Annotated in this window: 28 protein-coding genes and 3 tRNA genes (1 of these 31 running past the window's edge); 8 read left to right on the top strand and 23 right to left on the bottom strand. The window is 70.1% G+C overall.

What is annotated here, in order from left to right; all coding sequences use genetic code 11:
* Positions 1-49: 49 nt before the first annotated feature.
* A complete protein-coding gene (locus FHR38_RS32160; RefSeq protein ID WP_184534764.1) occupies positions 50-610 on the bottom strand; it encodes a hypothetical protein in 561 nt (186 codons plus the stop codon).
* Between the two features lie 178 nt (positions 611-788).
* Between FHR38_RS32160 and FHR38_RS12125 the strand changes: the two genes are divergently transcribed.
* Entirely contained in the window at positions 789-1,178 is a 390-nt protein-coding gene (locus FHR38_RS12125) for a hypothetical protein (protein ID WP_184534763.1), read from the top strand.
* Between the two features lie 130 nt (positions 1,179-1,308).
* A complete protein-coding gene (locus tag FHR38_RS12120) occupies positions 1,309-2,013 on the top strand; it encodes a DUF2786 domain-containing protein (RefSeq protein ID WP_184534762.1) in 705 nt (234 codons plus the stop codon).
* Here FHR38_RS12120 and FHR38_RS12115 read toward each other — a convergent pair.
* Positions 2,010-2,528: an SRPBCC family protein gene (locus FHR38_RS12115; RefSeq protein ID WP_184534761.1), complete on the bottom strand. Its 519-nt coding sequence runs from the start codon at positions 2,526-2,528 to the stop codon at positions 2,010-2,012. The genes FHR38_RS12120 and FHR38_RS12115 overlap by 4 nt on opposite strands.
* A gap of 322 nt (positions 2,529-2,850) precedes the next feature.
* Between FHR38_RS12115 and FHR38_RS32835 the strand changes: the two genes are divergently transcribed.
* On the top strand, positions 2,851-4,725 hold the full coding sequence (locus FHR38_RS32835) for a S8 family peptidase (protein ID WP_184534760.1): 1,875 nt from the start codon (positions 2,851-2,853) through the stop codon (positions 4,723-4,725).
* 377 nt (positions 4,726-5,102) lie between these two features.
* Here FHR38_RS32835 and FHR38_RS12105 read toward each other — a convergent pair.
* From FHR38_RS12105 to crtI, 7 genes are all read right to left on the bottom strand, one after another.
* Positions 5,103-5,176, bottom strand: a tRNA-Phe gene (locus tag FHR38_RS12105).
* Positions 5,177-5,281: 105 nt separating this feature from the next.
* Positions 5,282-5,358, bottom strand: a tRNA-Asp gene (locus tag FHR38_RS12100).
* A 26-nt stretch (positions 5,359-5,384) separates the two neighbouring features.
* Positions 5,385-5,457, bottom strand: a tRNA-Glu gene (locus FHR38_RS12095).
* Positions 5,458-5,620: 163 nt separating this feature from the next.
* Positions 5,621-6,454, bottom strand: coding sequence for a polysaccharide deacetylase family protein (locus FHR38_RS12090; RefSeq protein WP_184534759.1), 834 nt, complete (start codon positions 6,452-6,454; stop codon positions 5,621-5,623).
* Between the two features lie 132 nt (positions 6,455-6,586).
* Entirely contained in the window at positions 6,587-7,537 is a 951-nt protein-coding gene (locus tag FHR38_RS12085; protein WP_184534758.1) for a MerR family transcriptional regulator, read from the bottom strand.
* Positions 7,527-8,090 carry an isopentenyl-diphosphate Delta-isomerase gene (idi, locus tag FHR38_RS12080; RefSeq protein WP_184534757.1) on the bottom strand — a complete coding sequence of 188 codons (564 nt, stop codon included), beginning with the start codon at positions 8,088-8,090 and terminating at the stop codon, positions 7,527-7,529. Before idi ends, FHR38_RS12085 begins: the two co-directional genes overlap by 11 nt.
* On the bottom strand, positions 8,087-9,646 hold the full coding sequence (gene crtI, locus FHR38_RS12075) for a phytoene desaturase family protein (RefSeq protein ID WP_184534756.1): 1,560 nt from the start codon (positions 9,644-9,646) through the stop codon (positions 8,087-8,089). The genes idi and crtI overlap by 4 nt, the downstream gene beginning before the upstream one ends.
* Positions 9,647-9,811: 165 nt before the next feature.
* Here crtI and FHR38_RS12070 point away from each other — a divergent pair, with 165 nt between their 5' ends.
* Together FHR38_RS12070 and FHR38_RS12065 are read left to right on the top strand one after the other, a co-directional pair.
* Entirely contained in the window at positions 9,812-10,690 is an 879-nt protein-coding gene (locus FHR38_RS12070; RefSeq protein WP_184534755.1) for a phytoene/squalene synthase family protein, read from the top strand.
* A gap of 118 nt (positions 10,691-10,808) precedes the next feature.
* Positions 10,809-12,272, top strand: coding sequence for a dihydrolipoyl dehydrogenase family protein (locus FHR38_RS12065; RefSeq protein ID WP_184539569.1), 1,464 nt, complete (start codon positions 10,809-10,811; stop codon positions 12,270-12,272).
* A 66-nt stretch (positions 12,273-12,338) separates the two neighbouring features.
* Here the strand turns inward: FHR38_RS12065 and FHR38_RS12060 are convergent, their stop codons facing one another.
* Positions 12,339-13,319, bottom strand: a complete 981-nt coding sequence (locus tag FHR38_RS12060) for an SDR family NAD(P)-dependent oxidoreductase (protein WP_184534754.1) — start codon at positions 13,317-13,319, stop codon at positions 12,339-12,341.
* 87 nt (positions 13,320-13,406) lie between these two features.
* On the opposite strand from FHR38_RS12060, the gene FHR38_RS12055 reads away from it, so the two are divergent.
* Complete coding sequence (locus FHR38_RS12055) at positions 13,407-14,027, top strand: TetR/AcrR family transcriptional regulator (RefSeq protein WP_184534753.1); 621 nt, start codon at positions 13,407-13,409, stop codon at positions 14,025-14,027.
* Here FHR38_RS12055 and FHR38_RS12050 read toward each other — a convergent pair.
* Entirely contained in the window at positions 14,011-14,757 is a 747-nt protein-coding gene (locus tag FHR38_RS12050; RefSeq protein WP_184534752.1) for a crotonase/enoyl-CoA hydratase family protein, read from the bottom strand. The genes FHR38_RS12055 and FHR38_RS12050 overlap by 17 nt on opposite strands.
* 280 nt (positions 14,758-15,037) lie before the next feature.
* On the opposite strand from FHR38_RS12050, the gene FHR38_RS12045 reads away from it, so the two are divergent.
* Entirely contained in the window at positions 15,038-15,889 is an 852-nt protein-coding gene (locus FHR38_RS12045) for a Rieske (2Fe-2S) protein (protein WP_184539567.1), read from the top strand.
* Between the two features lie 37 nt (positions 15,890-15,926).
* Here the strand turns inward: FHR38_RS12045 and FHR38_RS12040 are convergent, their stop codons facing one another.
* The 12 genes from FHR38_RS12040 to FHR38_RS11985 all read right to left on the bottom strand — a co-directional run bounded on the left by FHR38_RS12040 (position 15,927) and on the right by FHR38_RS11985 (position 25,121).
* On the bottom strand, positions 15,927-16,985 hold the full coding sequence (locus FHR38_RS12040) for a LysM peptidoglycan-binding domain-containing protein (protein ID WP_184534751.1): 1,059 nt from the start codon (positions 16,983-16,985) through the stop codon (positions 15,927-15,929).
* Between the two features lie 12 nt (positions 16,986-16,997).
* On the bottom strand, positions 16,998-17,432 hold the full coding sequence (locus FHR38_RS12035; RefSeq protein WP_184539565.1) for a pilus assembly protein TadG-related protein: 435 nt from the start codon (positions 17,430-17,432) through the stop codon (positions 16,998-17,000).
* A gap of 26 nt (positions 17,433-17,458) precedes the next feature.
* Entirely contained in the window at positions 17,459-17,959 is a 501-nt protein-coding gene (locus FHR38_RS12030) for a TadE family protein (protein WP_184534750.1), read from the bottom strand.
* Positions 17,956-18,303 carry a TadE family protein gene (locus tag FHR38_RS12025; protein WP_221448997.1) on the bottom strand — a complete coding sequence of 116 codons (348 nt, stop codon included), beginning with the start codon at positions 18,301-18,303 and terminating at the stop codon, positions 17,956-17,958. The genes FHR38_RS12030 and FHR38_RS12025 overlap by 4 nt, the downstream gene beginning before the upstream one ends.
* A 157-nt stretch (positions 18,304-18,460) precedes the next feature.
* Positions 18,461-18,664 (bottom strand): hypothetical protein, encoded by a 204-nt coding sequence (locus FHR38_RS12020; RefSeq protein WP_184534748.1) that lies wholly within the window; start codon positions 18,662-18,664, stop codon positions 18,461-18,463.
* A gap of 84 nt (positions 18,665-18,748) precedes the next feature.
* On the bottom strand, positions 18,749-19,612 hold the full coding sequence (locus FHR38_RS12015; protein ID WP_184539563.1) for a type II secretion system F family protein: 864 nt from the start codon (positions 19,610-19,612) through the stop codon (positions 18,749-18,751).
* Positions 19,612-20,514 carry a type II secretion system F family protein gene (locus FHR38_RS12010; protein ID WP_184539561.1) on the bottom strand — a complete coding sequence of 301 codons (903 nt, stop codon included), beginning with the start codon at positions 20,512-20,514 and terminating at the stop codon, positions 19,612-19,614. The genes FHR38_RS12015 and FHR38_RS12010 overlap by 1 nt, the downstream gene beginning before the upstream one ends.
* 40 nt (positions 20,515-20,554) lie before the next feature.
* Positions 20,555-22,108, bottom strand: coding sequence for a TadA family conjugal transfer-associated ATPase (locus FHR38_RS12005; protein WP_184534747.1), 1,554 nt, complete (start codon positions 22,106-22,108; stop codon positions 20,555-20,557).
* Complete coding sequence (locus FHR38_RS12000) at positions 22,098-22,898, bottom strand: CpaE/TadZ family protein (RefSeq protein WP_184534746.1); 801 nt, start codon at positions 22,896-22,898, stop codon at positions 22,098-22,100. The genes FHR38_RS12005 and FHR38_RS12000 overlap by 11 nt, the downstream gene beginning before the upstream one ends.
* 2 nt (positions 22,899-22,900) lie before the next feature.
* Entirely contained in the window at positions 22,901-23,551 is a 651-nt protein-coding gene (locus FHR38_RS11995; RefSeq protein ID WP_376771477.1) for an SAF domain-containing protein, read from the bottom strand.
* A gap of 2 nt (positions 23,552-23,553) precedes the next feature.
* The gene (locus FHR38_RS11990; protein ID WP_246446461.1) at positions 23,554-24,561 is read right to left on the bottom strand and encodes a hypothetical protein; all 1,008 of its coding nucleotides are present in this window, start codon (positions 24,559-24,561) and stop codon (positions 23,554-23,556) included.
* Entirely contained in the window at positions 24,555-25,121 is a 567-nt protein-coding gene (locus FHR38_RS11985) for a hypothetical protein (protein WP_184534744.1), read from the bottom strand. The genes FHR38_RS11990 and FHR38_RS11985 overlap by 7 nt, the downstream gene beginning before the upstream one ends.
* A gap of 671 nt (positions 25,122-25,792) precedes the next feature.
* Between FHR38_RS11985 and FHR38_RS11980 the strand changes: the two genes are divergently transcribed.
* On the top strand, positions 25,793-26,584 hold the 5' portion of the coding sequence (locus FHR38_RS11980; RefSeq protein ID WP_246446459.1) for a prepilin peptidase. The gene runs 9 nt beyond the window's last position; only the first 792 of its 801 coding nucleotides appear in the window; the start codon lies at positions 25,793-25,795; its stop codon lies beyond the right edge, outside the window.

The raw sequence follows: 26,584 nt of genomic DNA, 5'->3' as shown, positions 1-26,584 counted from the left end.
GCGGCCGGTTGTGCCGACCACCGCACACCAGCATCCTCGTTACGACAGATCAGACCGTGGCGTACGGGTTGCTGTCCGGGTCGGAGAAGGTGACCTCGTCCGGCACCCCGTCGTAGTTGGTGTCCCTGGTCAACTTGTCGTTCTTCCCGTCCTCGTCCATGTCGATACGGGTGTAGTCCGGCTTGCCGTCGTGATTGGTGTCCCGGATCCAGGTGTCGGCCTTGCCGTCATGATCGGTGTCGGCGGAGATCGAGTCGATCCGACCGTCGTTGTTGTGGTCGTACCCGTAGGTGTCGATCTTGCCGTCGCCGTTGGTGTCGATCTCCATCCGGTCGACCCGGCCGTCGTCGTCGTAGTCCTTGAGGATCGTGTCCATCCGACCGTCGTGGTCACTGTCGATGTAGACGGTGTCGGCGATGCCGTCGCTGTCCTTGTCGTGCCGCGTCTCGTCGGCCCGGCCATCGCCGTCGCGGTCGACGATCATGTCCGTCGACCCGTCCAGGTTGTGGACGGTGATCGTGTGCGGATCGAGGTTCGGCTCGGGGCTTTCCTGGCTGTCGGCCGGGTCCACGTCCTCGGTCAGGCTGGGGTCGGAGTATTCGTCGCTCATGTCCAAGCACCTTCCCGGTTGGCTGTCTGCCTACGACCGTACGACCTGTGGCAGCACGGGAGATCCCGGAAACGTGCCACCCCCGGAGTGCCCGGTTTCCCGGGTTCCCCCGTTTCCGGCTCTCAGGTTTCCCGGGTTCCCCGGACGGAACTTGACCTGGCGGCATACCCTTCCGCACGTGACGGACGTACCGCAGGAGACCCTCGCCGACGCCACCGCGGTGCTGCATTCGGCGTTGGCCGGCGACAGCGACGCCGTGGTCGGCACGTTCGACGCCGTGGTCGATCGGTCGGGCGTGGTCGGAGCCTACGACGTGGCCTGGTGCCTGGCAGCCACGATGGTCGGTGACCAGGTGCCGGTGGGAGCCTGGACCCTGGACTTTCCCGACATCGACGATGCCGCGTACGACGCCCGATGGGTGGCCCGGTTCGTCAGTGCGTACGCCAACCGGGACGTCGACACCGGGGAAGCCCTGTTCGGGGCGGCGCTGGCCGACGGGCAACTGCCCGACTGCCTGCTCACCCTGGCCGGGTCCGCCGTCGCGACCCTGCGTCACCGGGCAAGCTGACGTCCCTGCGTCACCGGGCAAGCTGACGTCCCTGCGTTGCGGGGCGGGCTGACGACCGTCGGCCACGGTAGCCGGCTGACGATCTTTCCCAGCCCGACCGCGCCCGGAGAGATGTGGTAGCTGTGGTGGTATGTCCGACACGATGCTGAGCAAGGTGCGGAAGCTGCTGGCCAAGGCGGAGGACCCGGCCTGTACTGCGGCGGAGGCGGCGGCGTTCACCGCCAAGGCAGCCGAGTTGATCGCCCGGTACGGGGTCGATCGAGCCCTGCTCGCTGCCCGTGAACCAGCCACCGACCCGGTCGGCGACCGGATCGTGGACGTGGTCGCACCGTACGCGTTGGACAAGGCCGGGCTGCTCGCCACCGTCGCCGACGCGCTGCGGTGTCGCTCGGTACGCCGTCGGGGCGACGGCGGCTTCGTGTTGCATCTCTTCGGCTTCACCAGCGACCTCGAACGGGTTGAGCTGCTCTTTACCTCGCTGCTGGTGCAGGCCGCCCACGGGCTGGCCGCTGCCCAGGTGCCGCCCGGTGAGCATCCTGCCGCGTTTCGCCGGTCCTGGTTGGCCGGCTTCACGGGTGCGGTGGGTGGCCGACTCCGGGAAGCCGAGTCGGCCGTGACCCGGGAATCCGGATCGTCCACCGCGCTGGTGCTCGCCGACCGCTCGGTACGGGTCGATCGTCGGCTGTCCGAGACCTATCCCCGGGTACGGACGGCCGGTGCTCGCCGGTTGATAGGTGGCGGCCTGGCCCAGGGGGCGGCGGCCGGTCACCGGGCCAACCTCGGGGGGACCCATCTGGGCTCGGCGTCGCCGGATGCGGTGACCTCGCGCCGTTAGCTGTGCGGGCCGGACTCGACCGTGAGCGTGTAGCGGGACAACAGTTCGCGCCAACCGGCGGTGAGTGCCTGCCGGTAGCCCTCAGCGGCTTCGCCGTGCCGGTCGAAGTGCCGGTGCTCCACCACCACGCAGGTCCGGGCGTCCTCGTCCGGGGTGAACGTGATCGCCACCTCGCTGGCCCGGTCCGGGTCCGGAAGCGGGGCACGGTCCGGGCCGATCTGCCAGGCGAAAACCAGTCGGGACGGCGGCTGCCAGAGCAGCACCCGTCCCCAGTCGCAGCGGAAGCCGTACGGGCCGATCTCGTACGCCAGGCCGCCGTCTCGTGGTTCGATGCCGATCTCGACCAGTGCGTCGGGACCGGACCAGGTGTACTCCTTCACCCACCAGTCGGACAAACCGTCGGTGAACACGGAGAATGCCCGCTCGGGCGGCGCGGACACGTGCAGGGTGCTGCGCAGGGAGTACGTCGACACGTCCTGCTGGATGCCGTCCAGGTTGTTGGTTCCGTGCCCCATGGGCGGGACCCTACCGCCGGTGCAGCCACCGCGCAGCCGGAGAGATTTTCGATCCTGGGCTATTCCGACCATCAGAAGATGAGGGGCGAAGGTCCGGGAATGCGTCGTGGTGATCAGTCGGTGGCTGTGTTTGCGCCGGTGGGGCGACGGTGAACCCACTGCATGATCGACCTGGAACAGCTCAGCATATGAGACGTTCATCGAAAAGTATATATCTTCAATATCGCCTCTCCCCGTGCCTAGCATCTCCCCAGCCAAGGACGACGATCGTCGATCGATGTGTCACGAGCGCACGATCAGACGGCAGAGGGGAACAGGGAAGATGTCACAGCAGAGATCATCAAGGCGCCGTTGGCGTGTCGGGGCGGTGGCGGCCACCGCGGTCGCCGTAGCGGCGTTCGGCACACCCGCCGTAGCCGCGCCCGCCGAGGGGCAGATCCTCCAGGCGGGCGGTGCTACCGCCATTGCCGATTCGTACATCGTGGTGCTGAAGGACCCCATGGTGGCGCGGGGGAACATCAGCAGCAGCGCCACGGCGCTAGCGGACCGGCATGGTGGCACGGTGGCCCGGACCTACCAGCACGCGCTGCGCGGGTTCGAGACGAAGATGACCGCCGAAGAGGCCCGGCGGTTGGCGGCCGAGCCGTCGGTGAAGTACGTCCAGCAGAACCACACCGTGAAGATCTCCGGTACCCAGAACCCGACCCCCTCCTGGGGGCTGGACCGGATCGACCAGCGGAACCTGCCGCTGAACAACTCCTACACCTACCCGAACACCGGAGCGGGTGTACGGGCGTACATCATCGACACCGGCATCCGCTTCTCACACAGTGACTTCGGCGGACGCGCGGTGACCGGCTTCGACGCGATCGACGGCGGATCCGCCGACGACGGCAACGGCCACGGCACCCACGTCGCCGGCACGGTCGGCGGCACCGCCCACGGTGTGGCCAAGGGTGTGACGCTGGTCGGTGTCCGGGTGCTCGACTGCGGTGGTGGCGGCACCTACGCCCAGGTCATCTCGGGTATCGACTGGGTTACCGGCGACCACGACCCGGGTGAGGCCGCGGTGGCGAACATGAGCCTCGGCGGCGGCTTCAGCCAGGCCATCAACGACGCGGTGACCGCCTCCATCGCCGACGGCGTCACCTACGCCATCGCGGCCGGCAACGACTACTCCGCCGACGCCTGTGGCAACTCCCCGGCCAGCACCCCGAACGCCATCACGGTGGGCGCGGCCGAGTCCACCGACGCGAAGGCCGACTACTCCAACATCGGCACCTGCCTGGACATCTTCGCCCCGGGCACCGGGATCACCTCGGCGTGGTCCTCCGCCGACACCGCCACCCGCACCATCAGCGGTACGTCGATGGCGACGCCGCACGTGGCCGGCGCTGCGGCGCTGGTGCTCGTCGCCAGCCCGTCGTACACCCCGCAGCAGGTCCGCGACAAGCTCGTCAACGACGCCACCAACGGCGTGCTGACCAACCCGGGCGCCGGCTCGCCGAACAAGCTGCTCTACGTCGGCAACATCGTCCCGCCCACGCGGGACTTCTCGATGGCCGTGGCCCCGACCTCCGGTGCGGTCAACCCGGGTGGGTCGCTCACCGCGACGGTGAGCACGACCACCATCGGCAGTGCGCAGACGGTCGCCCTCAGCGTCGACGGCCTGCCCAGCGGCGTAACAGCAACCCTCAGCCCGTCGACGGTCACCTCCGGCAACTCCGCCAGCCTGACCATCAACACCGCCGGCAGCGCCACCCCGGGCATCTACTACGTGTCCGCCACCGGCACGGGCACGGTGACCACGCAGAGCGCCACGTACGCGCTGACGGTCAACGGCCCGCTCGGCTGCTCGCAGACCAATGGCACGGACGTGCCCATCTACGACGGCACCGAGTCGAACAGCTCGATGTTCATCTCGGGCTGCTCCGGCAATGCCTCCGCGACCGCGACCGTGACGGTCGACATCAAGCACACCTACATGGATGACCTGGTCGTGGCGCTCCACGCGTCGGACGGCACCATCTACGGACTGCACGACCGCGAGGGCGGATCGGGTGACAACATCAAGCGGACGTACACCCTGAACCTGTCCAAGAGGGTGGCCAACGGCACCTGGACGCTGGAAGTGTTCGACTGGGCCCGCGGTGACACCGGCTACATCGACAGTTGGACCCTGAACCTGCAGCCGTAGCGGCGACAACAGCGCAAACCCACGCGCCCGGGGCTCCGATCATCGTCGGGGCCCTGGCTCCGTCGCGGCCGGGCGCGTGGCGACGGTGCGGCGAGCGGTCGCGGTGCTGGTCGACCAGGACGTGCTCTTCGTGGTGCCACAACGAGGCACCCTCGTGAAGCCGACCAGCGAGGTGTGTGGCCGCCCACCTGACCCGGATGGGTCGACAGGCGGAAACGAGCACGGGCGTGCGATCCACGTACAATAAGGGGCGGTAATCAGCGGGAATCCCGGGGGCAAGGGTCAACGTCTGTAGCGCCCGAGGAACCCGGAAATGCAGAAGCGGCGACCTGTGTTTCCGCAGGTCACCGCTTCGCTAAGCCCGGCGAAAGGCTATGTGGCCAGAGGCGGGGTCGAACCGCCGACCTTCCGATTTTCAGTCGGACGCTCGTACCAACTGAGCTATCTGGCCTGGTACTCCGGCTCATACTACCTGCCAGGCGGATGGGCTGCCGGTCAGGCGTGCGAGCCGTTGACGCAGAACGCCGCGCGTTGGTTAACGCGCGGCGATCGGCGCTGGCGGTCCTGACGGGACTTGAACCCGCGACCTCCGCCTTGACAGGGCGGCGAGCACTCCAACTGCTCCACAGGACCTTGCTCCGGCTAGGCCGGTCCGTACGTGCCCCCAACGGGATTCGAACCCGTGCTACCGCCTTGAAAGGGCGGCGTCCTAGGCCGCTAGACGATGAGGGCGGCTCCGCAATCATTGCACATCGGCAACTTCCTGCGGTTGTTGCTCCCATCCGGCCCCGCCGGAGGCTTCGAAAGCATACGTGATCGCGGGACGTGGCACCAAATCGGTATCCGGCGGGGCTGGGCTGCTCGACAAAACCGCAGCTCAGAAGCGCTATGGGCACTACAGTCGGCGGATTCCGTACTGCTTGCGCAGGGTGGCGATGATCTGCGGGCAGGCGGCCACGGTGTTGGCGCGGTCGCCGCCACCGTCGTGTAGCAGCACGATCGACCCGGCTCGGGCTTGGTGGAGGACGCGTTGCCGGATAGTCGCCGCATCTGGTTTGTCCCAGTCGCGGGGGTCCACGTCCCAGTGCAGGGCGACCATGCCCATCGACTGGGCGACCTTCGTCACAGCCGATGTCCACTTGCCGCCCGGTTGGCGGTAGTAGCCGACCTTGGCACCCGGTACGGCGCGGGCGATCTCGCGGTTCGTCCGCTCCAGATTCGCCCGGATGTCCGCCTCGGACTTCTTGCCCAGTTCGAGGTCGTGCTGCCAGCTGTGGTTGCACAGCGAGTGGCCCTCCCGGACGATCCGGGCGACGAGGGCAGGGTGCTGGCGGACCTTCGTACCGACCAGACAGAAGGTGGCCCGGACCTTGGCCTCGCGGAGTTGGTCGAGCACCTTCGGGGTCCAGATCGGGTGCGGTCCGTCGTCGAAGGTGAGCGCCACCGCCTTGCTACCGGTCAGCCGTCGGGTGTCGAACGGGCCGGTCTTCTTCCCGCCGTTGCCTGGCGACCGGGTCGGTGACTTGGTCGGGCCCGGTGTGGTCGGACGGGAGGTCGGTGGCCGGACCGGTGTGGTGGGTTCGGTCGGGTCGGGCACCGGGACGGTGGCACTGGGCGACCCAGCTGCATCCGGCGCCGGCTGGGCGCTCCTGCGGTCGCCGTTGGCGCAGCCGCCGAGGAGCAGGATGGACAGGGTCAAGAGAGCCGCCGGGGCGGCACGTCTGAACATCGGTCGACTCCCGAGGGGGCATCGGGCAGGGGCCAGCCCACGCTAGTCCAGCCGAACGAACTTCGCGTTCCCGCGTCCGGCCGAACCTGGCTACCGCCGGACCGAACCTGGCTACCGCCGGACCGACCCGGGCTACCGCCCCGGCTGGTCCGGTACGCCCCGTACCAGCGCCACCGCGTCGTCGAGGCTGGTGGGGTACGCCACCTCGGTTGGCAGATCGGCCAACTGCCAGCCCGGCCCGCCGGCCGCCACGAGCAGCGGTCGCCGGGGACTCGCCAGCAGTGCGGTGAGCTGGGCGGGATCGGCGGTAGCCGGGGCATGTGACCAGATGACGACGGCGACCGGTCCGGTCCGGTTGACCGCCTCGACCAGCGCCGGCGTCGGCACCCGGGCACCGAGCAGCCGACAGGGGACACCGATCTCGGCCAGCGCCGCTGCCAGCGCCTCCAGCGGCAGGGAGTGCTGCTCCTCGTCGGCGCAGGCCAGCAGGATCCGGGGTGGTTCCGTTCCGGCGGACGGGCGGTCCACCACGGCGAGCGCTTCCGACACACACCGGGAGACAAGATGTTCCACCTCGATCAGGCCGGTGGTGGCGGCGTGTCGCTCACCGATGCCGACCAGCACAGGGCAGATCATCTCGGTCCAGGTGGCGATCACTCCTCTGCTGGCGATCGCCCGGACGATGCTCTCGCGCAGGCCGACCGCGTCCAGTCGCAGCGCTGCGCGGGCCAGTCCTCGGGCCGCTGGTCCGGCCCGCCCCACCGGAATGGCCCGGCCGCCCCCCGCCCGGACCGCTTCCACCAGGACCGGTTCGGCCCGGGGTGTCGATGCCGCCGGCTGCCGACCGCGTACGTCCGGGGTTTGTCGCGCCCACCGGGCCGCCTCGGCGGGGGGCACGCCGTCGGCGGTGAGCCGACGCATGATCTCCAGTCGGGCGAGGTCGGCGGAGGTGTAGCGCCGGTGCTGGCCGGCGACGTGCCGGCTCGGACCCAACCCGTACCGCTGGTGCCAGGTCCGGAGCGTGGTGACGGCCACCCCCAGCCGGCGGGCGACCACGCCCGCGCTCAGGGCGTCATCGCCCACTCGGCCGCCCCGGCACGTCCTCGGCGAGGAGTAGCTGCTGGAGTACGCCCCCGAGCCAGGGTGAGTAGCGCTGTGGCTCGGTGGCCAGCTCGGTGACGAGTTCCGTCGGCTCGACCCACCGTAGGTCGGCCACCTCGGCGGGGTCCGGGCGCAGCGCGACGTCGGGGCTCAGGTCGCCGCGCAGCACGTGGTCGTACTCGTGTTCGACCCGGCCGGTGGTGGGGTCCTCGGCGCGGTAGACATACGTGCCGATCTCGGTGAGCGGGATCGGATCGATGCCCAGTTCCTCCCCGAGCCGGTGGTTGGCGGCTGTCTCGCGGGACTGGCCGGGGGTGGGGTGTCCGCAGCAGGAGTTGGCCCAGCGCAACGGAAACCGGGTCTTGACCGGTGCTCGCTGTTGCAGCAGCACCCGGCCGTCGGGGGCGACCAGCAGTACGGAGAAGGCGCGATGCAGCCGTCCCGGGGCCTGGTGCGCCTCGGCCACGGTGGTCTCGCCGATCGGCTGGCCGGTGTCGTCGACCAACTCCACAAGGTGTCTCTCCCGGGACGTCAACACGCACCTCCGGTCACCCGGGCGGCGGCGAGCTTCCCGGAAATCAGCACCATGGGTACGCCCACCCCCGGCTGCGTACCCGATCCGACAAATACCACATTGGACAGTGTGCGGTGCAGGTTGTTCGGGCGGAACGGCCCGGTCTGGAAGAGGTTGTGCGCGGCGGCGAACGGCGTACCGGCGGCCATCCCGGCGTCCGCCCAGTCGGCCGGGGTCACCATCCGGGCCACCTCCACGCCGTCGGCGAACCCGACGTAGCCTCGGCGTTCCAGCGTGTCCATCAGCTCGTCGGCGTACCGCCAGGCCAGGTCGCCCCGCCAGTCGAGGTCCGCCCGGTCGAGGTTGGGCACCGGTGCGAGCACGTAGTAGGTGTGCCGCCCGGCCGGGGCCACCGACGGATCGGTCCGGCTGGGATTGGTGACCAGCAGCGACGGGTCGGACATCAGTTTGCCCTGTTTGATGACCTCGTCGAAGGTGCCCTTCCAGGCCCGGCCGAAGTGGATGTTGTGGTGGGCGATCTTCTCGTACCCCTGGCGGGAGCCGACGTGCAGTACCACGCAGGACGGCGAGTATCGCAGCCGGCGCTGGCGGCTCGGCGGCAGTAGTTGCTGGTACGCCACCGGCAGATCGGGGTTGAGCACCACCACGTCGGCGGTGATCCGCTCGCCGTCGGCGGTGAGGACGGCGGTGGCCCGGCCGGCCGAGGTCTCCACCCGGGTGACCGTCGTGCCGTAGCGGATCTGTACCCCGTGCTTTTCAGCGGCACCGGCCAGTGCCCGGGAGACCGCGTGCATGCCGCCGCGCGGAAAGTAGACCCCGGCGACCGAGTCGAGGTAGGCGATAACGGTATAGATGGCCAGGGCGTCGTGTGGTGCCAGGCCCGCGTACATGGCCTGGAAGGAGAAGATCCGTCGGGTACGGGGGTCGGTGAAGAACTGGTCGACCTTGGTCTGTAACCGGCGGAAGGCGCCGGCCGCGACCAGCCGCAGCAGGTTGGCGGTGAGCAGGTCGGTGGGGGCGTCCAGGTTGCGCTCGATGAAGTCCCGGCGTTCCAGTTGCCAGAGTCGCCGGGTGTATTCGACGAACCGCAGGTAGCCGTCGGCCTCGCGTGGACCGCAGACCCGGGAGACCTCGGCGGCCATTCGGGTGCTGTCGGCGATCACGTCCATGGTCGACCCGTCGGGGTAGTGCGCCCGGTAGGCCGGGTCGAGCGGGCTCAACTCCACCCAGTCGGAGAGTTCCTCGCCGACCGCGGCCAACGCCTCGGCGATCAGGTCGGGCATGGTCAGGACGGTTGGTCCGGTGTCGAACTCGTACCGTTCGGCCTCGGTGGCGTCGGTGTCTGGAAGGCCGGGTGGTACGAGCAGGCCGGAGCCGGATATGTCGCCACCGGAAGCGGAAAGGCTGAGCCGTCCGGCCCGACCGCCGGGCACCGGCTCCCGTTCCAGCACGGTGACCTGCCGCCCGCTGCCAACCAGATGCAGCGCACAGGCCAGCCCGCCCAGCCCCGCGCCGACGATCACCACCTGATCGGTGCGTCCGGTCACGGTTCGCACGCGATCACCTCCTCAGCACCCGCACATCATGCCTGCCGCCGAGACGATCCGTCACCGGTTACCGAAGTGGCGGACCGCGTCGGGCGAGTCGTTGGCGTACCGGGCGAGCGTACCTTAGGCTTACGAGTTGCATCGATTGGTGCGTCGATTAGTCGAGGGGGGACGGTGGCCACCGATCTCACCGCTGCCTACGAGAACTGTCGTGAGCTGCACCGACGGCACGGTCGCAGTTACTATCTCGCGACCCGGCTGCTGCCGACGTGGAAACGGCGGCACGTTCACGCCCTCTACGGATTCACCCGCTACGCAGACGAGATCGTGGACCGCACCGAGGAGCTACCCCCCGCCCAGCGGGCCGCCCGGCTCGCCGAATGGTCCGACCGGTTCACCACCGGCCTCCGGGGGGAACCAGTCGACGATCCGCTGCTGCCCGCCGTACTGCACACCATCGCGGTGTTCGACCTCGACCATCGTGACTTCACGCTCTTCCTGAGAAGCATGGCGATGGACCTCACGGTCACGTCGTATCCGCGCTACGACGACCTGGTTGCCTACATGGAGGGCTCGGCAGCGGTGATCGGCACGATGATGTTGCCGATTCTCGGCAGCCCAGACCTGGCAGCCGCCCGGGAACCGGCCCGCCAACTCGGCTTCGCCTTCCAACTGACCAACTTCATCCGGGACGTCGCCGAAGACCTGGGCCGGGGCCGTACCTACCTGCCCGACGAGGACCTCGACCGGTTCGGCCTGACCCGTGACGACCTCACCGGCGCCGCCATCCGGCGGGCAGCGACCCCGGCCATTCGGCAACTCATCGCGTACGAGGTGGCTCGTGCCCAGGCGCACTACGCCGCCGCCGCGCCCGGACTGGCCATGCTCGCCCCCGCCTCGCGTGCCTGCATCCAGGCCGCCCACGACCTTTATCGCCGCATCCTCGACGAGGTCGCCGCCGCGGACTACGACGTGTTCGTCCGGCGGGCCGTGGTGCCCCGCCGCCGCCGGCTCGCCATCGCTGCCCGGGCCCTCCTGACCCCGACGGCCTGACCCCGACGGCCTGACCCCGGGAGTGCACCGGAGAGGTCGGTGCCGACGATGCCGGATGCGACTAGCGGTGTTGCGTCGAGTCGCTGGCGGGCCGGTGATGGGGGATGCTGACGGAATGGTGGAGCCGGAGCAGGTAGACGTCATCGTCCTCGGACTGGGAGTGGGCGGCGAGGAGGTCGCCGGCAAGCTCGCCGAGGCCGGACTGTCGGTCGTCGCTATCGAGCAGAACCTGGTCGGTGGCGAATGCCCCTACTGGGGTTGCGTGCCCAGCAAGATGATGATCAGAGCTGCCAACGCGCTCGCCGAGGCCCGTCGGGTGGACGAACTCGCCGGTCAGGCCCGGGTGACCGCCGACTGGGCGCCGGTCGCCAAGCGGATCCGGGAGGAGGCCACCGACTCCTGGAACGATCGGGGCGCGGTCGAGCGGCTCACCGGCAAGGGCGCCCGGTTCGTACGTGGCCGGGGGATCATCACCGGACCGGGCGAGGTGCGCGTCGACGACCGCCACTACCGGGCCAGCCGGGGCGTCGTGATCGGCACCGGCACGATTCCCGCGATCCCACCCATCGACGGGCTGACGAAGACGCCGTACTGGACCAACCGGGAGGCGATCGAGACCGAGGAACTGCCCGAATCGCTGATCGTGCTCGGCGGCGGGGCGATCGGGCTGGAACTCGCCCAGGTCTTCGCCCGGTTCGGGGTACCGGTCCGGGTACTGGAGGTGGCCGACCGGCTGCTCGCCACGGAGGAACCCGAGTCGTCGGAACTCGCCGCCGAGGCGTTGCGGGCCGACGGGGTGGAGATCCACACCGGGGTACGCGTCGACCGGGTGGACCACGAGACCGGCCGCTTCGCCGTACACCTGTCGGACGGTGCCAGGATCGACGGTGAGCGACTACTGGTGGCCACCGGCCGGCGGGCGCAACTCGACGGACTCGGACTGGAGAGCATCGGGCTGGACCCGAACGATCGGTTCCTGACCGTCGACGACCTGATGCGGGCCGGTGCCGGTGCCGGTGCCGGGGTGTGGGCGGTGGGCGACGTGACCGGGCAGGGGGCGTTCACCCACGTGGCGATGTACCAGGCGGGCATCGTGATCCGGGACGTTCTGGCCCAGGCAGGGCAGCCGACTGCCAGCGGCGCACCGGCTTCTTCCGGTCCGCCTACCACCAGCGGCGAGCCGGCTCCTTCCGGTCCATCCGCCGGCTCGGGACCCCGGGCCGACTACCGCGCGCTGCCCCGGGTGACCTTCACCGATCCGGAGATCGGCGCGGTCGGGCTGACCGAGCAACAGGCCCGGGACCAGGGCCTGAACGTCCAGGTGGGAATGGCGCAACTGGCCAGTTCCGCACGGGGCTGGATCCACAAGGTGGGCAACGAGGGGTTCATCAAGCTGGTCGCCGACGCTGAACGGGACGTGCTGGTCGGGGCGACCTCGGCCGGCCCGGTCGGTGGCGAGGTGCTCGGCGCGCTGGTGGTGGCGGTACACGGCCGGGTGCCGCTGGCGACCCTGCGGCACATGATGTACGCGTACCCGACCTTCCACCGGGCCATCGAGGACGCCCTACGCAACCTGGGCTAGGTGTTAGGTGTTAGGCAGGGCCCCTTCCTATCGCTTTTTGTATAGGAAGGGGCCCTGCCTAACACGTCAGCCTTGCGCGTCCAGCATTGCGTTGATCATTTGCTGTAGCTGCTCTCGACCACCTGTGCCGAGCGCACCGCCAAGTGCGGCGGACAGCTTCTCGAACTGATCTTCGCGGGGCAGGTCTGTCAGGGCGTGCGCGAGTTCGCCGACCGTCCAGAGCATGTCCTCTTTGGATACTTGGGCGCCCCGGGACCAGCCGTGGTTCACGACCACCGAGCTGCCCCGGACGGAGAGCACCTGGCCGGTCAGCGGGCATTCGGCGGTCGCGAGATAGGCCACGACCGGGGCGCTGGTGACGGGGTGCAGTGGGTCGAACCTGTCCGACTCCGGGACGCTGTCCATCCCCGGCACGCCACGGGTCAGCCGGGTACGGGCCATGGACGGCGAGACGCAGTTGACCCGGACGTCGTACCGGGCGAGTTCGAGGGCGTTGACCACGGTCATCGCCGCGACGCCGGCGTTGGCAGCGGCGTAGTTCGTCTGGTTGGGCAGCGGATTGAGCAGGCCGGATCCGGAGGCGGTGTTGACGATGGCCCGGTCGGTGCGGCCACCCGCCGCGAAGCGGCTGCGCCAGTAGCGGGCGGCAAAGTGGCTGACGGCGAAGGTGCCCTTCAGCTTCACTGCGATGACGTCGTCGAACTCGTGCTCGGTCATGTTGACCATCGCCCGGTCGCCCTTGACGGTCGCGTTGTTGACCACGATGTGTAGGTCGCCGAAGGCATCCAGAGCCGTTTCCACCATCCGCTCGGCACCGGCCCAACTGCTGACGCTGTCGATGTTGGCCACCGCCTGACCGCCGGCGTCGATGATCTCGGCAACGACAGCGGCGGCCACCCCGGCATCGCCGCCGGTGCCGTCAGCGGCGACGCCCGGGTCGTTGACGACGACCTGGGCACCTTCCGCCGCGAAGAAGAGCGCCTCCTCCCGGCCGATTCCACGACCAGCGCCCGTGATCAGGGCGACACGTCCGTCAAGGCTCCCCATTGGTCCGACTCCCGTCCTCAGCTTAGATGCACTCAGTGAATTGATTCAATCAATATACATATTCCTGAGGTGTAGTAAAGTGTCGGCATGACCGATGAGCCTGGCCGGCGGGAGCGCAAGAAGCAGCGGACGCGTCAAGCGCTGATCGATGCGGCCATCGAGCTCTTCGAGCGCAAGGGGTACGAGGAGACCACCGTGGCCGAGATCGCTGCGGCCGCCGACCTGTCGACCCGTACCTTCTTCCTGCACTTCCCCACCAAGGAAGACGTGCTCCTGGTCAACGCCCAGACCCGGTTCGACCTCGCGCTGCGGATCATTTCCGCGCCACTGGCCGGAGAGACCGGCACCGAGCTGCTGGCCCGAGCCATGCAGGAGATGATCACCAATAGCTGGAACACGGACCTGCCCAGCGGACTGGCAGCGCTACGGGCACGGCTGCTCACCTCGGTGCCGGAGCTACAGGCGCGACTACTGCACCACCTGCACATCGGACAGGAAGAGATGGCAGATGCCCTGCACCGGACGTACCCGGAGCAACTCGACCGGGTCGATGCCGCCGCCCTGGTCGGAGCCGCGCTGGGGGCGGTAAACGCCGCAGCGCTCACCAGCATCCGGCAGGGGGACACGGCCGAGACCGTACGGGCCGCGATGCGGCGCGCCGCCGACCTCGCCGTACGTGGCTTCGAGGTCGCTAACCCCGCGACCTGACCTGCTTCAGGTCGACCCCCTCGGTCGGGTACGCGGCCAGCGACGCCATCCCGTAGGCGAACTCCGTCACCATCGCCTCGGCCTCGGGACGCCCAGCACCGGCCAGCACCGCCAACCGGTCGTTACGCAGGCAGGTCTGCGGTAGCCGGGCGATCTCCGCCGCCAGCCGCTCGGCCGCCACCCGCGCGCCGCCCGGCGGGGCGAGGCGGTTGACCAACCCCATCTCGTACGCCTCGACGGCCGGCACCGCCCGCCCCGTCAGGATCAGGTCCATCGCCCGGCTCTGACCGATAAGCCTCGGCAGCCGTACCGTGCCACCATCGATCAGCGGCACCCCGAGGCGGCGACAGAACACGCCCAGCGTCGCATCAGACTCGGCGACGCGCAGATCGCACCAGAGCGCCAACTCCAGGCCACCCGCGACGGCGTACCCGGAGATGGCCGCGATCACCGGCTTGCTCAGCCGCAGCCGGGTCGGACCCATCGGCCCGTCACCCTCGGGTTCGACCCGGTTACCGCGCGGCGCACCGATGGCCGTCAGGTCGGCACCCGAGCAGAACGTGCCACCAGCACCCCACAGTACGGCGACGGCGGCGCGCTGGTCGGCGTCGAAGGCCCGGAACGCGTCGGCGAGCGCTCGGGCGGTGGCCCCGTCGACCGAGTTGCGCGACTCCGGCCGGTCCAGGATCACCGTCGTCACCGGACCGTCGCGCTCCACCCGAATGCCCACGGCAACAGGATGCCCGTCGATCGGGTAGCCGTACAGCCTCAACCTGGACGAGAACCTGGACGAGGGGTCGTGCTCAGGCGATCACCACGAATCAGGTGGCCCCGAGCGAGGCCCCGAGTGCGTCGCCCGGTGCGGGGGCGACTCGCCCAGACGCCGGCACCCGCTGCTCGAAGAAATTCGTCAACTCCTGGACGTCCCGCACCTCTCACCTGTCAGGCAGGCAGCTTGCTGGTTTGCCGACGGCGCCACCGGGAAGTCGTTCAGCGTGCGGACGATGATGGTGCGATCGATGTTGACGAAACTGGAGCGGGCGTCGGGGCTGGACCGGGTCGGTGACCGGATCCAGAGCGGCGTCTTCGCCGTACTGCGCGGGCAGCGGGTTCGGGACTTCCTACACGGGGTCTGGCTCGGCCATCCACTGCACCCGGCGCTGGTGCAGTTGCCGGTCGGTGCCTGGGTCAGTGGTGCGATCCTGGACCTGCTGCCGGGCCAACGCCGGGCCGCGACAGTACTCGTCGCGGTGGGAACCGCCAGTGCGGTCCCGGCCGCGTTGGCCGGGGCCAACGACTGGGCTTCACTCTCCCGCGAACAGCGCCGGGTCGGCCTGGTCCACGCGATGGCCAACACCGTCGGGATGGCCCTGTACGCCGGATCGCTGGCCGCACGACTGAGCGGACGGCACAACGTCGGTCGACTGCTCGGGTTTTCCGGTCTGGCGGCGGCCAGCAGCGGGGCCTACCTGGGCGGGCATCTGGCCTACAAGCAGGCGGCCGGAGTCAACCAGGGTGTGCATGAACTGCACCGGATCGAGGACGGCTGGCATCCGATCGCGGAGGTGGCCACCCTGCCCGAGTCCACATTGCTGACCCGGCAGGTCGATGACGTACCGGTCGTGGTCTTCCGGGACGGTGACGAGATCACGGTGATGCTGGAGCGGTGTGCCCACCAGAGTGGCCCGCTCGGCGAGGGGCGGGTCACCCGGGTCGACGGTCGTACCTGCGTGGTCTGCCCCTGGCACGGAAGCACCTTCATGCTCAACGGCGGCGAGGTCGTACGCGGCCCGGCCGGCACCGACCAGCAGGTGTTGCCGACCCGGGTGGTCAGCGGGGTGCTACAGACCCGGCTGCCCTGACTGATCCGCAGATCGACCGAACGGCCGGGCCGGTGGCTCAGTCCCGCCGGTGCCGGCCGGTCGAGACGGCCCGGGTGTTCGCCGGTCGGCGGTCAGCTGGGCGACGGCGTAGCCCGAGCACCGCGCCGATCTGCGCACCGACGATGCTGGCCACCGTGAGGACCGCGGACACCGCCAGGGGCCGGTTGAGCTGATCGACCTGTCCGGGCCGGGCGGCACCGATGGCCAGGGTGGCCTCTTCCGGTCGCTGCCGACCGGGGGTCTCCCCGGTCGAGGGGGAACCAGTCGGCGATGCGCCCGGGCCGGCTACCGGCGCTCCCGGTGCTCCCGGCTTCGGCCCGGTCGGCCGGGTACCGGGTGGTGGCGGGACGGCGACCAGCCCGGTGGCGTGTGCCCGTACCCCCCGATCGGCCGCGTCGGTGGGCAGGCGGAGGAGTTGACCCGGCCGGATCCGGTTCGGGTCGCGGATCTTGTTGAGTTTGGCGAGTTCGCGGTAGCGATCGAAGTTGCCAAGGTAACGACCGGAGATGTGGCCGAGGTAGTCGTCCTCCTCCACCCGGTAGACCGGCTCCGAGTGCGGCACCTGAGACGTGACGGCCAGACGGTGCACTGCGCCGCCGGCCGGAACCGTCCTCGATGCGGGGCCTGCTGGAACAGCGGCGGTCGCCACCACAGTGGCCGGTGCGGCTGCGGCCGCCGCCGGGCTGGCCACCGCGATCAGCGCGATTGACCCGACCAGCGCCGCCGCCGCTCGCTGCTGCCGACTCAATCCGGGCAACCGGGGGGCCGGCCTGCGGCGGATCCGGGCCGGCAGTTCCACCAGTACGGAGAGCGCGAAGCTGGCCCACCCTGCCCAGCCGACGATCGCCAGCGCCCGGAGGAAGAGTTGCCCGTCGTCCCGGCTGGTCAGCGTGGCGGTGATTTCGTCCAACCCGGGCAGGTGGTCGGGGAGTGGGTTTCCGGCGAGCGCGGCCAGCGCCACCGGTGCTCCCACCAGGAGTCCGAGTAGGACGACCAGTGCGGCGAGCCCGGTGACGATCTGTCCGAATCGGCGGGCCACGGTTGGTCGTACGGCTGACACGTGTGCGGTGGGCATCAGCTTTCCTCCCTATGGGTCGGTCCGCAGGTGGGCGGTGGCCTCGCCACGGACCAGGATCTTGTCCTTGAAACCGAAGAGGTCGAGCAGGTAGGTGTCGTACTCCACGTCGACGGTGACGGTGAGTTGCTGCCCGCTGTCGAAGCGGACGCTCCAGTCGCGTACCCCCGCCAGCCCGGCCAGATAGTTGCGGATCGCGGCGCGGGCCTGCTCCTCGTCGACGACCTTCGGGCGGCCGGCGATTGCCGAGGCCCGATCGATGGCCTGGCCACCGGTCCTGGCCGCCTCCGCGGCGAGGTTGTCGGCCCGTTGCATGGACCGGAGTTGGCCGGTTCCGTCGAAGGCGAGCCCGATGATCACCAGTACGCCGGTGAGCGCGACCGCCAGGAACAGGCTGACCCGGCCGGCGTCGCGGTGCTCGCCCCACCAACGGTGCTCGCCGAGCATGTCGATGCTGTGCCGCCGGCCGGACATCAGGCGCTCCGACCTCGATAACGGTCCAACGGGGACACAAAGGTGGCGCTGACCAGCTTCTCGGTAGGCATTCCCGGCAGGATCGACATCCGCAGGTTCTGGAAGGACACCCGGCAGGAGACTGTCACCGAGACCGAGGCGTCCTGCCCGACGGGGCTACGAAACGCCGCGTCGAAGGTGGCGGGGCGGCCGGCCACCGTACCGGCGAAGTCGAGCCGGGGCGGGCTCGTGCAGGAGAACCCTTCCCAGTCGAGCCGATCGCGGGCCGCGATCCGAGCCGCCTCCCGGGCCGAACCGGCGGTACGGGAGATCGATGCGGCCCGGGCACCGTCGTGCGCGGCCACCTCGATCGCCTCGTACGCCAGCGCGGTCCGGCCACTCACCCCGGCGACCACGACCAGCGCCAGGAAGGCCGGGATGAGGACGGCCACCTCCACCGAGACCGAACCGCGCGTACCGGGTCGGGCAGGCGTACCGGTGCGGGGCATTCCGGCCGTCATGGCGGCGGCTCCGGGGTGACCCGTTCCACGGTGCCGCTGGCGGTCTCGCTGACCGCCGGCAGTGGGATCAGCGGCACGATCCGCAGCGGCTGGCCGGTCACGGTCGCGGAAACCCGATCCCCGCCCGGCTGGACGGTGACCTTCGACCCGGTCAACCAGTCGCCGGCCCGATGGATGAACTCCTCGGCCCGCCGCTGGCCGACACCGTCAGCGGCCCGGTAGACGCGCTGCGCGCTCACCGCCTCCTGGGCCGCGTTGAGCGCCGTGGCCCGAGCCAGGAACCAGGCGGCGGCCTGTACGGAGGCGAAGAGCAGCACCAGGATGGCGGGGAGTACGACGGCCAACTCGACCGGGTTTGCTCCCCGGTCCCGGCGAGCCTCCCGGTTCCGGTTCCGGTCTCGGCGAGCCTCCCGGTTCCGGTTCCGGTCTCGGCGAGCCTGCCGGTCCCGGCCTCGGCGAACTCCTCGTCGTCGACTCGTCCGGGTGCTGGACGACACGGGACTACTTCACGTCGCCCGGAGCGGGGATCTTGTCCAGCCAGCCCTTCGCGGCGGCCAGGGCGCCGGCGGTCACCACGGTGGCCACGACCACCAGCCCCATGATGATCACTGCGGTCGGCACCGGGCTGTCCCCCCGTTCGCCGTCGCGGCGCAGCTCGGCGAGGCGTACGGCGAGGAACGTGTGCAGGTAGGCGATGAGGGTCATTTCCTGCTCCTTTCCGGAGGGTGGCGTTGGGATGGGGCGGCGTTGCGATGGGGCGGCGTTGCGATCTTCAGGTGGAGCGGCGGATCAGATGCGGGACATGAACGGATAGATGACGAAGCCGACGAGGACGAAGACGAGCAGGGCACCCGGGATGTCCAGGCGACTCGTGACCGCCTCGGCCCGGGCCAGGTTGTCGGTACGGATCTGGTCGCGCAGCGAGTCGGCGCGGCTGCGCAGCGTCTCGTGCACCTGGGCGCCTTCGGTGCCGGACGACTGCATGATCGAACCGACGTCACCCAGCTCCGGTACGCCGATCTTCTCGGCCAGCTCCCGCAGCTCGTCCCAGGGCGAGTGCATCTGGAGCTGGGCCATCCGTAGCGCCTCGCGGATTCGTTCGAAGACCCAGCCGTCGCAGACACCGGCCGCCCGTTCCAACGCCTGCACCGGCCCGTGTGCCGCCGACAGTTGCAGGGCGACCAGGTCGAGATAGGCGCAGACCGCCTGGCTGAACTCGCGCCGGGCCTTCTCCGCCTTCACCAGCACCGAGCGGTGCGCCAGTACGACCGCGGTGAACGCCATCCCCAGCCCGGCGACGGTGGGAACGACGACCGGTGGCCGTACCCCGAGCAGGAAGAGCAGGACCATGGACAGGGCCGGCATCGCCAGGCCGAGCATCGCGGAGAGCAGCAGGGAGAGGGCGTACTGCTCCGGGGTGCGGCCGATCAGGGCCAGTTGCCGATGCGGCGGGCGCAGCGCCCGGGTCAGGCCGGTGAGCCAGTCCAGGCCCCCACCGGCAGCGGACCGGACCGTCCCGGCTGGCTGGTGTAGTCGCCGCAGCGCCGGCCCGAGCGCCGGGGTGGCCGGCAGCGCCTCCCGGAGCAGTAGGAACAGGCCGAGGCCGACGACGGCACCGCCGACGATCCCGATCGTCAACTGCCAGTTGAGGATCACGCGACCACCTCGTCCGGGTCGGGTGGGGTGAGGAACCGGGCGGGTCGGGGTGGCAGGCTCATTGCCCGTACCCAGGCCAGCAGCGCGACGAAGCACCCGCCGAGGAACACCATCACGATCTGCCCGGTGGGGGTGCCGTACGGGCGCATGTACGCCGGGTTGATCAGCCCGTAGGCCAGGATCAGCAGGGTCATCCCGGTCAGGAAGCGCACCGCGAACCGGGGCTGGGTACGTTTGGCCTCCACCTCGCGCCGGGTGGCGACCTCGGCCGCCGCCGCTGCCGCGATCGACCCGAGTACGTCGCCGAGCCGCTCGCCCCGGTCGGTCAGGTGCAGGATCAGCGCCGCCACCACCTGGTCGCAGACCGGATCACCGATCTCGTCGGCGAAGGCGAGCAGAGCGGACCGGCCCAGCCAGCCGGCCTGCAACCGGGCGGCGAGCAGCCGTACCTCGTCTTCGATCTCCTCCGGCGCGGTGGCCACCGTGTGGATGATGGCCTGCTGTAACCCCTGCCCGGTGCCGGATACGTCCTTGAGTCGGCGGGTCCACTCACCCACCGCCTCGATCCGGGCGATGGCGCGTTGCTCGGCCCGCCCGACCGAGAACAGCCACGGCGTGCCGGGCACCGCGACGGCGACCAGCAGCCCGACCACCGGCAGTCCGCTGAGCAGGAAGGCCAGCGCGCCGGCCAGCAGGGCGGTGACCAGCAGTGCCCGGTGCCGGCGCCGATCCCGGACGCCGCTGCCCGACCCGGACCAGAGCCGGTGGAGGAACTGACCGGAGGACGATGGTGGCCTTGGTGGCCGGTTGGTGCCGACCAGCGCCACCACCGCGAGGACCAGCCCGGCGACGCTGGCCGCCCCGGACAGGACGGCGATCAGCTCGATGCCGGCCGGCAGGTTCACCTCTCCACCCCGCTCCGGCCGACTCCCGGCGTACTCATGCCCGCCGCCGTAGTTGGCTGTGCCGGGGACGTCGCCAGGCCCCGGTACCGGCCTCGATGTAGCGGGACAGCACGCGCGGGTCGTAACCGACCCGCAGCAGCTGCTCGCGGATCCGCTCGGGCAGATGCCGGGGTACGGCTCGACCGTCCACCCCCGGCCCGAACACCGTGGTCGTGGTGATCCGGTTGTTGTCCCCCGCCCCGATCACCTCTTCGACGTGCGACACGAATCGGTACTTCCGGCCGCCGATCGCGGTCTCGTCCTCGACGGTCACGTAGACGATCAGATCGAGCGCGTTGCCGGCCATCCGGCGGGCCTGCTCGACGGTCATCTCCCGGCCGTGTGACAGCGCCAACTCGACGATCCGCTCGCCGACCCCGCCCGGGGTACGGGCGTGGATGGTGCACATCGAACCCCGGCTGGTGGTCATCGCCTGCAACATCGGAACGATCTCCCGGGAGCGGACCTCGCCGACGATGATCCGAAGTACCCCCATCCGCAGCGCCACCGGGATCAGGTCGGCGATGGTGACCTCGCCGGCCGGCCGCCCGTCCAGGCCCCGCTCGCCGTGGCCCTCCCGGGACTCGAAGCTCATCACCGCCCGGTGCCGGAGTCGTTGCCGGGTCGGCAGCAGTTCCCGGCTCTCCTCCAACAGCACGTACGGCTCGTCGGCGGGGATCTCGTCCATCAGCGCCCGGATGACCGTGGTCTTACCGGCCCCGGCCAGCCCGGCGACCATGATGTTGAGCCCGGCCGCCATCGCCGCCCGGAGGAAGTCCCGGACCAGCACGTCGACCATCTCGTCCAGGTCGGGTCGGCCACCCGCGAGGTCGTCCAGGGTCACGTCCAGCGTGTTGTGTTTACGGATCACCGCGTACGGCCGGCGGCTGACCAGGTAGACCGCGGCGAGCCGGCTACCGTCGGGCAGTTGCAGGTCCAGTGTCGGCTTCGAGGTGGAGAGGCTACGTTCGGTGGCACCGGCCCGCCGGGCGGCGGCCTGGAGGATCTCCACCATCTCCTCGTCGCTGTCGGCGATTGGTTCGCCCCAGTCGACCCCGCCGCCGTGTCGGGTGATGCGGACCAGGTCGCAGCCGAGGATGTGCACCTCCTCGATCGAGTCGTCGACCAGCAGGCTCTGCAGCCGGCCCAACCCGACCAGCTCGGCGGTGACCTGGTCGAGCAGCGCACGCTCCTCGGTGGCAGGCATCGGGGTACCGGCGCGGCGGGTCGCGTCGGCGTACTCGGCCACCACGGCCGCCGCGAGCCGGGTCCGCTCGGCGTCCTCCTCGTCGGTGGTGAACTCCCGTCCCCGCTGCCACAGGGTGAGTCGTTCGCTGAGTTCACGGCGCAACTCCCGGACCACCGCGAAGTCGACCCGGGGTCGGGGCGGTGGCGGGGACGGGGGGACACCGCCCGGCGGGACAGCGGTCGGTGGGTGCGGACGGTGCCCGTCGACCGGCAGTGGCGCCGGCCCCGACAGCGGTGGAACAGTCGACGTGGCGCCGTTGGTGCGTACCCGGGGATCGTGCTGGACCGGCTCAAACCGCATCTGGCACCTCCCTGCGGGCGGACCAGGTGAGCCGGGCCCGACGTCGGTCGAGCAACGTCCGGACCGGCACCTCCAACGCGCCGGCCGCGCGCATCAGCGGCCGTCCGGCGCGGACGGTGCCACCGTGGCTGAGCACCTTCGCGGTACGGGCATCGTGCGGCAGTTGGGCGATCACCGGCAGTTGCAGTGCCCGGCTCACCTCGATGCGGCTGTGCCCGGCACCCACCAACAGCAGCCGCAGTGAGCCGGCCGGCACCCGGTGCTCGGCGAAGTCCCGTTGGATGGCCCGGACCGTCGCTCGCGCGCTGGACAGGTCGGGCAGGTGTGCCGCGGTGACGACCAGTACGACCGCAGCGGCGCGCAGGATCGGCCAGGGGGGACCAACCGCCTGCAACCGTCCACAGTCGGCGATCACGTCGTAGCCGGGGCGGCCCCGATCCAATCCGGTGAAGACGTCGGCGAAGCGTTGCCACAGCGGGTTGACGCTGCCCGCCTGCACCGGATCGACCACTCCGGGCAGCAGCAGCCGCTCCCGGTGTGGCGCGTCGAGGTCGACGAGCTGCGACCAGAACACCGCTTCGAGGTTTCCGTCGCGTAGTTCGCCGACGGCCAGCTCCCCGATGCCCCGGGCCCCGTCGAGTACGCCGCCCAGGTAGCCGGCGAGCACTGAACCGCCCGCCGGATCGCACTCGGCGAGCACCATCCGGTGGTGCCAGGACAGGGTGCAGGCCAGGGCAGTGGTGGTGACTCCCGGGGAGCCCTTGGCGGAGACCAGGGCGATGATGGCCATGGTCAGGCTGCCGTCTTCAGGACGACGGCGATCCGGCTCTCGCCGGCCAGTACGACCACCGCCGGCACGTCCCGCTCGGCCAGCGCCAGATAGAGCACCAGTTCGCCGTCCTCCGGGGTCGCCGTGTCGATCACCGTCGCCTCGAACCGGGTGCTCGTGCCGCCCCCCTCGGCGTCCCGGGCGGGACGGCCGATCAGTAGGAGCTTGTCGCCCGGGTGGAGTTGTCGGGCCGGCACCTCGCTGGCCTTGAGCCCCAGCGAGAGCTGCTGCTGGCCGGGACCGATCAACGGCTGGTCGGTGAGCTGTTCCCAGGCCACCAGGGTGCCCGGGGCCAGGGCCACGGCGGCCCGCTTGCCGATCACCTCGTCGACCCGGTCGGCGGGGATCGGGGCCAGACCCTGCCCGCCGGCCACCTGGACGACGAAGAGGTCGTCGGCGGCGAGCACGGTGCCGACCGGTACGGCCCGAGCGACGGCGAGATAGCTGCCGGTGGCCCGGACCGAGGTGACGGCGAACGCCGCGCCGAGGCCGCCGAGCGCGACCAGCAGGACCGCGAGACCGAGCAGGCCGGGGCGCATCCGGCGCTGCCGGACGACCCGGGGCGGGGCGATCGGTGCGTCGATCGGCCCGGACGTCTCGGCGGTGGTGGCCACGGTCACTCGGTCACCACCTGGAGTTCGTCGATCCGGATCTCTCTGGGGTCGCTGGTCCGGATCTGCAGCGGGAGGGTGCCCCGCCGGCTACCGCCGGTCCAGGTGACCTGCCAGGTCGTGGTGGCGGTGACCTGGTACGTCCCGCCCGGCTGGCTCCGGCTGGATCGTGGATAACCGGCATAGCCGCATTTCGGGAGGGTGTCCCGGTGCCGGGCGGGGTCGTACGCGACTCCCGGGTTGTCGCAGGTGATCGGTCTGCTGCCGTCGCCCATGGTCCAGACGATCTTCACCACTCGGGCCTCGATACGGACGGTCAATCCCGGTGCGCGCGCTGACGCGCGCTGTGGTCCCCAGGTCTGCGGGCCGGGGTCGGTCCACAGCCAGACCGGCAGGCCGACCAGCCCAGGCCCCTTGTTCGGGGCGATACCGACGGTGGGCTGGCGCAGTGTGATGCTGGCCAGGGCCCGGCGGGCCAACTCGGCCGGGTCGGGCGGGGTGCCGAAACCGTCGGGTGGTGCGTCCAGCCAGACCGGTTCCTGCGAGGCGGGCCCGCCGGTACAGCTGCGCAGGTAGAGCTTCTTACCGGCCGGACCGCCCGGCGGTTGCGGCTGGGCGAGCTTGTAGTAGCAGCCGTCGGAGTTGTTGAACCAGCCGAGCAACGGGTCGTAGCAGGGCACCGTCGTGCCGTCGCGTTGGCAGGTGCGGCTACCACCGCCACCTCCACCGCCGGGCTTACCGGGTCGACCCGGCCGGCCCGGTTCGTCGTCCCACACGGTGCAGTCGTCCTGTCCCGGCGGACACTCCGCCCCCGGAGCGGCCCGCTGGACCGCGACGATCCGGTCGCTGGTTGCGACCCCGGCCTTGGTGGTGATGCCGACCGAGGCGGGAAGGGCGGCCGAGGCGGGAAGAGCGGCCGAGGCGGGAAGGGCGGACAACACCAGCGCCGCCGTGGTACCGGCGGCCAGAACCAGTACGCCGGGCGCCTTCACCGGCAGCAGCCGGGTCAGCATGGTTGGTCCCGATGGGCGGTGCCAGCATTGATCAGCCAGCGGCCGTCGGCGTACCGGGTGGCCGTCGCGGTGGCGACGTACCGACCACTGGCCGAGCCTGGTACCACCGATCTGTCCTTGATGTAGACCAGCTGGTAGTTGGTCGTGTCGAGGCAGTCCTGGATCGAGACGGTCGCCGGGACGGTATCCAAGCTGACCGACGCCACCCTCGGATCGGAGATCAACGTTCCGGTACGCATCGCACCGTGCTCCTTAGCATCGCGAATGGCAAGCCCGACCCGGGTGAGCAACGGATCGGCAAGATATTTCTCAAGCTCGGGATGTTGTGGATTTGCTGACCGTTCGGCTTCCCGGATGGCGGTGAGATAGCCCGCGTACGCGGCCAGCGCGGCCTCGACTGCCGTCGCCGTACGAAGATCCGGGCTGGGCGAAGAACGGGCCGCCCGGCCCGCGTCTGGACGAATTCCTGACGGTTCCCCATTCGAGCAGGCGACCAGGCAGCCGAGGGCGATGATCGCGATGAAGGCGTCCGGAATCCTGCCGGGATGCTTTGTTCGCAACGCTGCGCCCTCCTTTCCACCACCCTCGCTGGACCGGGGGTGAGTGGACCTTCGCCCAGTTCCCGGCCAGGTGTGAGGTGTCGGTCCTGGCCCCTTGGGCATGACGGGCAGCCGGCGACGGCGTTCGGGCGGCACCGAAAGCTACCCGTCGTGGGGTATTCAATTAATTGATCTACCGTTGTGCTGATCGGCTCTCTTGTCGTCAGCCGTTGGATATTCCTGGCGGCTGTTCTGCGCTCAAGGGGCGAGCATAAGCTCATGATTGGCAATGCGACAGAGGGAATGTAAAAGGAATACGTACCGTCACGATCTTTATTTGTTGATCGCGGTTAGGGGTGCTCGTGTCATCGTGCAGAGTGTTGTCCGGTAATGATCGGAAGTCGGGGGTCAGGGCGGCTGGTGATACCGGGTTCCCCGCCCCTGCCGTGCCGCGAAATACGGTGGATAGCGGCGATCTGGCCGATTCCCTGCCCCGGCGATTCCGACGATCCGGTCCCGGGGGGCGGCGGTGCCGCCCCGGTGGCGGCATCGTCGTGATTCGGGCGGCTCGGCTTGCCATGGTCGACATCCGATAGGGCTACCGTGATCATGAAGTTACCGAGAGTGTCGACATGTCGGTCGTTCGTTCGACCCGTCCGGCCACTGGACGCCGCGACGGAGGGGAGTGTCCGATGGCGATGACCGAACCACGGAGCACCGTCGGCGACCGGACCGAACCCGTCCGTCGGCCGACCTCACCCCCACCCTGGCCGGTACGTGCCCTCGCCGTACTAGCCGGCACGCCCCTGCTCCGGTGGCTCGTCGTGGCGCAGTCAGTACCACCGGGGTCCCCACCTCGGAGGGACTGCGCCACCTGCCGTATACCGATCGGTCTGACCGGTCCGCTACGCGCAATCTCTCCGATCGCCCGGTGCGCCGGCTGTGGTAGCCGGGTCGGTGCGCCCCCGGGCACCCTGGAACTCGCCGTACTCGCCGTCGGGGTGGTGCTCCTCCTCGGGGACCGCCCGATCGTCGAGTCGGCTGCCATCGCCTGGTGGGCGGCCTGTGCCGTTCCGCTGGTCTACATCGACATCGCGGTACACCGGTTACCTGACCGACTCACCTACCCGGCTGCGGCGGGGACCTGGGCGTCGCTCGGCATCGCCGCTGTCGTCGACGGACACGGCGGATCCTGGATCCGAGCCGTCTGCGGTGGGCTCGGGCTGGCCCTGCTGTTCGCCGCGTCGACCCTGTTGCTCGGTCGGCGGGGTTTCGGCCTGGGCGACGCCAAACTGACCCTGAGCGGGGGTGCTCTCCTTGCCTGGTCGGGCTGGGGCAGCGTGGTGTTCGGGCTGATGGTCGCCTTCGGGAGCTCGGCGGCGTACGCCCTGCTCCTGTTGATGGCCCGCCGGATCCGGTGGACCGACCACCTCCCGTTCGGGCCGTTCCTCGTTCTGGGCACCGGGGTCGCGCTCGCGTTGCCG

Source organism: Micromonospora polyrhachis, assembly GCF_014203835.1.
Lineage (GTDB): Bacteria > Actinomycetota > Actinomycetes > Mycobacteriales > Micromonosporaceae > Micromonospora_H > Micromonospora_H polyrhachis.
The sequence above is the reverse complement of the archived record's forward strand: the minus strand, read 5'-3'. Positions and strand labels throughout refer to the sequence as shown.

Coding starts and splice junctions, on each gene's coding strand:
- FHR38_RS32160 (WP_184534764.1), bottom strand. CDS start 610: ATGAGCGACGAATACTCCGACCCCAGCCTGACCGAGGACGTGGACCCG.
- FHR38_RS12120 (WP_184534762.1), top strand. CDS start 1,309: ATGTCCGACACGATGCTGAGCAAGGTGCGGAAGCTGCTGGCCAAGGCG.
- FHR38_RS12115 (WP_184534761.1), bottom strand. CDS start 2,528: ATGGGGCACGGAACCAACAACCTGGACGGCATCCAGCAGGACGTGTCG.
- FHR38_RS32835 (WP_184534760.1), top strand. CDS start 2,851: ATGTCACAGCAGAGATCATCAAGGCGCCGTTGGCGTGTCGGGGCGGTG.
- FHR38_RS12090 (WP_184534759.1), bottom strand. CDS start 6,454: ATGTTCAGACGTGCCGCCCCGGCGGCTCTCTTGACCCTGTCCATCCTG.
- FHR38_RS12060 (WP_184534754.1), bottom strand. CDS start 13,319: ATGGGGAGCCTTGACGGACGTGTCGCCCTGATCACGGGCGCTGGTCGT.
- FHR38_RS12055 (WP_184534753.1), top strand. CDS start 13,407: ATGACCGATGAGCCTGGCCGGCGGGAGCGCAAGAAGCAGCGGACGCGT.
- FHR38_RS12040 (WP_184534751.1), bottom strand. CDS start 16,985: ATGCCCACCGCACACGTGTCAGCCGTACGACCAACCGTGGCCCGCCGA.
- FHR38_RS12035 (WP_184539565.1), bottom strand. CDS start 17,432: ATGCTCGGCGAGCACCGTTGGTGGGGCGAGCACCGCGACGCCGGCCGG.
- FHR38_RS12030 (WP_184534750.1), bottom strand. CDS start 17,959: ATGACGGCCGGAATGCCCCGCACCGGTACGCCTGCCCGACCCGGTACG.
- FHR38_RS12020 (WP_184534748.1), bottom strand. CDS start 18,664: ATGACCCTCATCGCCTACCTGCACACGTTCCTCGCCGTACGCCTCGCC.
- FHR38_RS12005 (WP_184534747.1), bottom strand. CDS start 22,108: ATGCGGTTTGAGCCGGTCCAGCACGATCCCCGGGTACGCACCAACGGC.
- FHR38_RS12000 (WP_184534746.1), bottom strand. CDS start 22,898: ATGGCCATCATCGCCCTGGTCTCCGCCAAGGGCTCCCCGGGAGTCACC.
- FHR38_RS11990 (WP_246446461.1), bottom strand. CDS start 24,561: ATGCTGACCCGGCTGCTGCCGGTGAAGGCGCCCGGCGTACTGGTTCTG.